This is a genomic window from Pseudactinotalea sp., from assembly GCF_048594945.1.
In the GTDB taxonomy this organism is placed as follows: domain Bacteria; phylum Actinomycetota; class Actinomycetes; order Actinomycetales; family Beutenbergiaceae; genus Pseudactinotalea.
Map to the genome: position 1 here is coordinate 1 of NZ_JBMDXJ010000424.1, position 7110 is coordinate 7110.

General features: G+C 69.5%; 6 protein-coding genes. 3 read left to right on the forward strand and 3 right to left on the reverse strand.

Annotation, left to right across the window (positions count from 1 at the left end):
* Positions 1 to 375 (reverse strand): acyl-CoA thioesterase domain-containing protein (locus ACOJSN_RS19440; protein ID WP_420114138.1); only part of this gene is annotated, 375 nt, incomplete at its 3' end.
* 27 nt (positions 376 to 402) lie between these two features.
* Positions 403 to 4053, reverse strand: coding sequence for a methionine synthase (metH, locus tag ACOJSN_RS19445; RefSeq protein ID WP_420114143.1), 3651 nt, complete (start codon positions 4051 to 4053; stop codon positions 403 to 405).
* Between the two features lie 283 nt (positions 4054 to 4336).
* Between metH and ACOJSN_RS19450 the strand changes: the two genes are divergently transcribed.
* Together ACOJSN_RS19450 and ACOJSN_RS19455 are read left to right on the forward strand one after the other, a co-directional pair.
* Positions 4337 to 4813, forward strand: a complete 477-nt coding sequence (locus tag ACOJSN_RS19450; RefSeq protein WP_420114139.1) for a hypothetical protein — start codon at positions 4337 to 4339, stop codon at positions 4811 to 4813.
* Entirely contained in the window at positions 4810 to 5361 is a 552-nt protein-coding gene (locus tag ACOJSN_RS19455) for a hypothetical protein (protein WP_420114140.1), read from the forward strand. Before ACOJSN_RS19450 ends, ACOJSN_RS19455 begins: the two co-directional genes overlap by 4 nt.
* Positions 5362 to 5388: 27 nt before the next feature.
* Here the strand turns inward: ACOJSN_RS19455 and ACOJSN_RS19460 are convergent, their stop codons facing one another.
* Complete coding sequence (locus tag ACOJSN_RS19460; RefSeq protein ID WP_420114141.1) at positions 5389 to 6084, reverse strand: hypothetical protein; 696 nt, start codon at positions 6082 to 6084, stop codon at positions 5389 to 5391.
* 20 nt (positions 6085 to 6104) lie between these two features.
* On the opposite strand from ACOJSN_RS19460, the gene ACOJSN_RS19465 reads away from it, so the two are divergent.
* Entirely contained in the window at positions 6105 to 7091 is a 987-nt protein-coding gene (locus tag ACOJSN_RS19465) for a PfkB family carbohydrate kinase (protein WP_420114142.1), read from the forward strand.
* The last annotated feature ends 19 nt before the right edge of the window (positions 7092 to 7110 follow it).

The window sequence follows — 7110 nt, forward strand, 5'->3', positions numbered from 1 at the left end:
GGCGGGGATCCGATCGAGCCCGCCGCCGGCGATCGCCGCGGTGTCGTAGCCGGCCATCAACCAGGCGCGCGCGAGCACCACCGGCCGGCCGGCGTGCGCGAGCGTGGCCTGCACGAGCTCGACCGTGCGCCCTGGGCGCAGTACCTCCACCCGAACCTCGACAGGCTCGACCGGCACCGGGCCGAGGATGTCGTACGAGACGCGGCCCAGCGGCAGGGTGTCGTCGCGGCGTGCGTCGCGGTGACGCTCGATCTCGTGCGCGATGAGACCGAACGACGGCGCGATGTGCTGCTCGTTCTCCACCCACGCCCCGCCCACGTGCTCGGTGGGGCGGAACGTGGACTCATCGAGCCGCTCGAAGTAGGCGCTCGTCATGTGACCACCCTACGAAGACACGCGCCCCTAGTCCTCCGGCTCGTACCCGAGGTTCGGGGTGAGCCACTTCTCGGCGACGGCGAGCGGCCAGCCCTTGCGCTCGGCGTACTCGGCTACCTGGTCGCGGCCGAGGCGACCCACCACGAAGTACCGGGACTCCGGGTGCGAGAAGTAGAAACCGCTGACCGACGCGCCCGGCCACATCGCCATCGACTCGGTGAGCTCGATGCCAGTGGTCTGCTGCACGTCGAGCAGGTCCCAGATCGCTTCCTTCTCGGTGTGCTCGGGGCACGCGGGATACCCGGGCGCCGGGCGGATGCCCTGGTAGGTCTCGCCGATGAGGGCGTCGTTGCTGAGGTCCTCGCCCGGCGCGTAGCCCCAGAACTCGGTGCGCACACGCTGGTGCAGGCGCTCGGCGAACGCCTCCGCGAGCCGGTCGGCGAGCGACTCCAGCAGGATCGCGGAGTAGTCGTCGAGCTCGGCCTTCAGCTCGGCGACCTTCTCGCCCGCGCCGAGTCCCGCGGTCACGGCGAACGCGCCGATGTAGTCCGGGATCCCGGTCTCGATCGGGGCCACGTAGTCAGCGAGGCACCGGTTCGGGATGCCCTCACGGTGCTCACCTTGCTGGCGTAGGTGGTGCAGCGTGGTCAGGACCTCGGTGCGGGTCTCGTCGGTGTAGACCAGGATGTCGTCGCCGCCCGCGCTCACCGCGGAAGCCGGGAACAGCCCGATCACCCCGTTCGCGCGGATCCAGTTCTCCCCGATCATCCGATCGAGCATCGTCTGCGCGTCCTCCCACAGCTTCCGTGCCGCTTCGGAGGTGGCCGGGTTGTTGAGGATGTCCGGGAACCGCCCCCGCAGCTCCCACGAGGAGAAGAACGGGCTCCAGTCGATGTACTCGCGCAGCTCGGCCAGCGGGTACTGCACGAACACCTGGCGGCCCAGCTGGGCCGGGACCGGTGGCTCGTACCCCTCCCAGGTGATCGGGGTGCGCCGTTCGCGCGCGACCTCCAGCGGCACGATCGGGCGGTCGTCCTTCTTGGCGGCGTGCCGCTTGCGCAGTGCCTCGTAGTCGCGCTCGACCTCGGCCATCAGCGTCGGCCGCCGCTCATCCGAGAGCAGCGAGGCCACCACCGGGACCGAGCGAGATGCATCCTTCACCCACACGACCGGGTGCTCGTAGGTGGGCGAGATCTTGACGGCGGTGTGCGCCCGGGAGGTCGTCGCACCACCGATGAGCAGCGGGATCGTGAGGCCCTGCCGCTGCATCTCGGACGCCACGTTGACCATCTCGTCGAGCGAGGGCGTGATCAGCCCGGAGAGGCCGATGATGTCGGCACCGACCTCGCGCGCGGTGTCGAGAATCTTCTGTGCCGGCACCATCACGCCGAGGTCGACCACCTCGTAGTTGTTGCACTGCAGCACCACGCCCACGATGTTCTTGCCGATGTCGTGGACGTCACCCTTCACCGTGGCCATGACGATCTTGCCCTTGGCCACGGTGTCATCCGACTTCTCCGCCTCGATGAAGGGAACCAGGTGCGCCACGGCCTTCTTCATCACGCGCGCCGACTTCACGACCTGCGGCAGGAACATCTTGCCGGCACCGAAGAGGTCGCCCACCACGCCCATGCCGTCCATCAGCGGACCTTCGATGACCTCAAGCGGTCGCCGGCCCTGCTCGGCGAGCTCCTGCCGCAGCTCCTCCGTGTCCTCGACCACGTGGTCGTCGATGCCCTTGACGAGCGCGTGCGTGATGCGCTCGCGCAGGGGCAGCTCGCGCCAGGCTAGTGATGGCCCAGCTGCGGTCTCCCCGCTGCTCCCGGTTCCCGCATAGTCGCCTGCGATCTCCAGCAGCCGCTCGGTGGCGTCGGTGCGCCGGTTGAGGATGACGTCCTCGATGCGCTCGCGCAGCGGCGGGTCCACCTCGTCGTAGACCGCGAGCGCACCGGCGTTGACGATGCCCATGTCCATCCCGGCGCGGATCGCGTGGAACAGGAACACGGCGTGGATCGCCTCGCGCACCACGTTGTTGCCACGGAACGAGAACGACACGTTCGAGACGCCGCCGGAGACCAGGGCGCCCGGCAGGTTCTCCTTGATCCATCGTGTCGCCTCGATGAAGTCGAGCCCGTAGCGCGCGTGCTCCTCGATGCCAGTGGCGACCGCGAACACGTTCGGGTCGAAGATGATGTCCTCGGCGGGGAAGCCGACCTCCTCGGTCAGGATCCGGTACGCCCGTGCGCAGATCTCCTGGCGCCGCTGCAGGTTATCTGCCTGGCCGTCCTCGTCGAAGGCCATCACGACGGCGGCGGCTCCGTACTTCAGGCACAGCCGAGCCTGTTCCTTGAACGGTTCCTCGCCCTCCTTCATGGAGATCGAGTTGACGATCGGCTTGCCCTGCACGCACTTCAGCCCGGCCTCGATCACCTCCCACTTGGAGGAATCGACCATCACCGGCACGCGTGAGATGTCGGGCTCGGAGGCGATCAGCTTGGTGAAGCGGTCCATGGCCGCGACGCCGTCGATCATCCCTTCATCCATGTTGATATCGATCACCTGGGCGCCCGAGGAGACCTGCTGCCTGGCGACGGTCAAGGCCGAGGAGTAGTCGCCGTCGCGAATCAACCGGCGGAACCGGGCGGAGCCGGTGATGTTCGTGCGCTCCCCGACGTTGAGGAACAGCGAGTCGGCCGTGACGGTGAGCGGTTCGAGGCCGGACAGGCGCAGCGCCGGCGCGGTGGTGGCCGGTACGCGCGGCGCCGCATTCTTGACGGCGTCCGCGAACGCTGCGATGTGGTCGGGCGTGGTGCCGCAGCAGCCGCCGAGGATGTTGATCAGGCCCGCTTCGCCGAACTCGCCGACGGTGCCGGCCATCGCCTCGGGCGTGACGTCGTACTCACCGAACGCGTTGGGCAGACCGGCGTTGGGGTAGCAGGAGACGAACGTGTCCGCTACCTGGCCGAGCTCGGCCAGGTACGGGCGCATCTCGTCGGCGCCGAGCGCGCAGTTGAGTCCCACGGCAAGGGGCCGGGCGTGACGGACCGAGTTCCAGAACGCTTCGGTCACCTGGCCGGACAGGGTGCGCCCGGAGGCGTCGGTGATCGTGCCGGAGATGATGATGGGCCACCGGCGGCCACGCTGCTCGAACAGCGTCTGCACGGCGAAGATCGCCGCCTTGGCGTTGAGGGTGTCGAAGATCGTCTCGATCAGCAGCAGGTCAGCACCGCCGTCGACCAGGCCGCCGGCCTGCTCGAGGTAGGCCGACACCAGCTCGTCGAAGCTGACGTTGCGCGCGCCCGGGTCGTTGACGTCGGGAGAGATCGAGGCCGTGCGGTTCGTCGGGCCGAGCGCGCCCGCCACGAACCGGGGGCGGCCGTCGGCAGTCTCGGCGGCGTCGGCTGCCTCCCGTGCGAGGCCCGCGGCAGCCACGTTCATCTCCAGCGCGAGGTCCTCCATGCCGTAGTCGGCCATCGAGATGCGCTGGGCGTTGAAGGTGTTGGTCTCGACAAGGTCGGCGCCGGCGTCGAGGTACTCGCGGTGGATGCCGCGGATGATGTCCGGCTGCGACAGCACCAGCAGGTCGTTGTTGCCCTTGAGGTCGCTGGGCCAGTCGGCGAACCGCTCACCGCGGTAGTCGGCTTCGCTCAGCCCGTGCCGCTGGATCATCGTGCCCATCGCGCCGTCGAGCACGAGCACGCGCTCGCGCAGCAGCGCGGTGAGCGCATCGGTGGCGTCGGGGCGAACGAAGGTGCTGGTCACAGTGGCCTCGGTGGTGCGGCCGTGAGGCCGGTGGAGGGGGCAGCGCGCGGCGGCCCGGCGGACCACGGGAGTCTACGGCGCGGCGGGTGCGGTGGCAGTTCTGCCCGTTGACCGAGAAGCCCGGGCCGGAGACGATGCTGAGGATCCGCACGACTGACCAGGGGGACTCGACATCTCTGCACGACCACTGCGCGCGGCGGTGCCGATCGCGGTACTGGGCCTGATCCTCGCCGGCTGCACCGGCGAACCTGAGGCCGAGTTTGACCCGGCCACCACCACTGTGGAGTACACCTTCACCGACGCCTCGGTGGCCCCGGAGGTCCAGCGGAGCTTCGAGCTGACCGCTGCCGACGGTGCCGCGACCGTGGTCGTGACTAGGCCCGACGGCGACCTCATCGAGGAGCAGGTCCTCAGCGATGATGCGATCGCGAGCCTCGTGACTGCCTACAACGCCGGCGAGCTGGAGGACGTGTTCGAGGCCGACCCGAGCGCGCCCTGCACCGGCGCCAGCAGCCAGCGTCTGGTTCTCGATGGCGGCGAGAACCGCGCCGAGATCTCCTTCACCTACTGCGGCGACACCAATGCCGAGGCGCGCACCCAGCTGGCGTCCGCCGTCGCCCCGCTCCTGGATCCGTTCGACATCGACACACTCACTGAAGGAAGGTACGCAGGATGAGACGACTCGCGTCCGGCGCGGCGTCGGTGCTGGCCGCAGTCGCGCTCGCGACGGGCTGTGGTCCGGGGCCCTCTGGCCCTGACCCGAGCACCACGTCGGAGAGCCTCGCGCCCGAGCATCAGTTCGACCCCGCGGCGACGACGATCACCTATGCCTTCACCGACTCCTCGGTGCCGCCGGAGTACCACCGCAGCTTCACGCTCACGGTCGAGGGCGGCGTCGGGACGATCGTTGTCGACTCCTACGGTGACGAGACGGCGAGGGACGAGCAGGAGGTGAGCTCCGCCGTCGTCGAGGATCTGGTCGACGCGTACAACGCGGGCGAGCTCGCCGGGGTGTTCGGCTGGGAGGCGGCTGACGGCGGGGGCTGCGATGGTGGCAGGACGTTCGCGCTGGCACTCGAAAACGACACGGAGGTGGCCGAGGCGAGTCTCCTCCAGTGCGCGGGAGACAACGCCGATCTCCTGCAGGCGCTCACCGATGCGGCTGACCCGTTGCTCGACGCGTTCGACATCGAATCGCTCACCGAGGGCCGGTACGAGCCATAGGGACGCACTGATCAATGCGGACCATCCCTAGACCTGTCCGTACACGTACGAGGGCGGGCCCTCACCGGTGGGCCAGGGCGGGTTCTCGATGGCGCGCGCGAACTGCTCGAGGGTCACCAGCATGGGCGCGATCCGCCAGGTCGCGGGCGCTCCGGGGCGGAAGACGTACAGCCAGTCGCCATCGGCGACGAACGTGGCCATCCGGTCCTCGGCGAGACCACGGGAGATGGCGTCGTAGGGGAGGTCGGCGGCGCGGTCCGGCTCCGCCGAGATGATCGAGAGGATGCCGCCGCGGACCCACCGCTTCGGAGTCCTGATGCGGTGCATGCCCTCGTAGCCGGGCAGGACGTACACGTCGATCCCGGCCCGCACCATCGTGCGCGGCAGGTGCTGACGAGTGTGCAGTGCCACGACCTGGTACGTGGGTGGCTCGGCGCTGCCGTCGCTGACCTCGACCCGCATCGCCATCGTCTGCGAGCCGGACGTGGCGAACTGGGCGACGTCGAACACGCGCACGGGTCGGTACGCGGGGAGCACGGCGGCCGGCGCGGGCAGGTCGACGAAGGGCGGCAGCGTGAACGTGGTGGCGAGCTCGTCGCTGCGCTCCTGGAACGACCCTCCGCGGGCTTCGGCGTGCTTGCGCATCGGTGGCGTCGAGAGGAACTTTCGCGCCAGGGCAGCGCCGGCCACCACGCCGACGACGACCAAGGGGATCGGGATCACCTCCTCTACGGTAGGGCGTCATGACGGGCACCGCTGCTCCGCGCGTGATCCACACCGCCCAGGCGCTCGTGGACGAGGTTCTCGAGGTGCCGTCGCTGCCGCCACGTGGTGGCAACGTGGTGCCGACCGCCGTGGCGCGGTATGCGGCGAGCGCTGTCAACGTGCTGCTCGCGGCTGCGCGTTCCGGGGCCGCGTGCGTTCATGCCGGGAGCGTGGGGACGGGCCCGAACGCTGACCTGATCCGCAGCGTCCTCGATGAGGCCGGGGTTCTCGTGAGCGCGCCACCCGTGCCTGAGGTCGACACCGGTACCTGCCTCGTGCTGCTTGAGCCCAGCGCCGAGCGGACGTTCATCACGGTGCAGGGCGCGGAGCGGCAGATCAGCGTGGACAGCCTCGCGACGTCGGCTCCGGCGGCGGGCGACGTGGTGTGCGTGAGCGGGTACTCGCTGGTGGGTCCCACCTGTTCGCCGCTGGTGACCTGGTTGGAGTCGCTTCCCGACGGCGTCGGGATCGTTCTCGATCCCGGTGCCCCCTTCGCGGATCTCGAACAGGTTGTTCGGGAGCGGGTGCTCGCCCTGTGCACGGTGTGGAGCGGGAACGCCGACGAGGCCGACGGACTCGCGCGAATCGCGGCGGGCCGACCGGCGCGACGTCCCGGCGAGGGGGCGCTGCCGATCGGTGAGTCCGCCTCGGCGGTTGCGACGGTGCTGTCCTCGGACGCGACCATCGTCGTGCGTGATGGTCCTGCCGGATGCGTCGTTCACCGTGATGGTGCGACCACGGAGTTCCCGGGCTTCCCGCAGACGCCGGTCGACACCAACGGCGCGGGCGACACCCACACAGGCGTACTGGTGGCCGAGATCGCGAAGGGTGCTCCCTGGCCCGACGCCGCGACTCGTGCCAACGCGGCCGGCGCGATCAAGGTGACGCGCCGCGGTCCGGACACCGCTCCGACCACGGCCGAGATCGACGCGTTCCTCGATCGGGAGTCACCTGGCTCCCAATAACGGATCAAAATAGTCCAGT

What these genes read in the sequence shown, in the direction of transcription:
- metH (WP_420114143.1), bottom strand. Translation starts at nt 4,053, where the DNA reads ATGGGCACGATGATCCAGCGGCACGGGCTGAGCGAAGCCGACTACCGC.
- ACOJSN_RS19455 (WP_420114140.1), top strand. Translation starts at nt 4,810, where the DNA reads ATGAGACGACTCGCGTCCGGCGCGGCGTCGGTGCTGGCCGCAGTCGCG.
- ACOJSN_RS19465 (WP_420114142.1), top strand. Translation starts at nt 6,105, where the DNA reads ATGACGGGCACCGCTGCTCCGCGCGTGATCCACACCGCCCAGGCGCTC.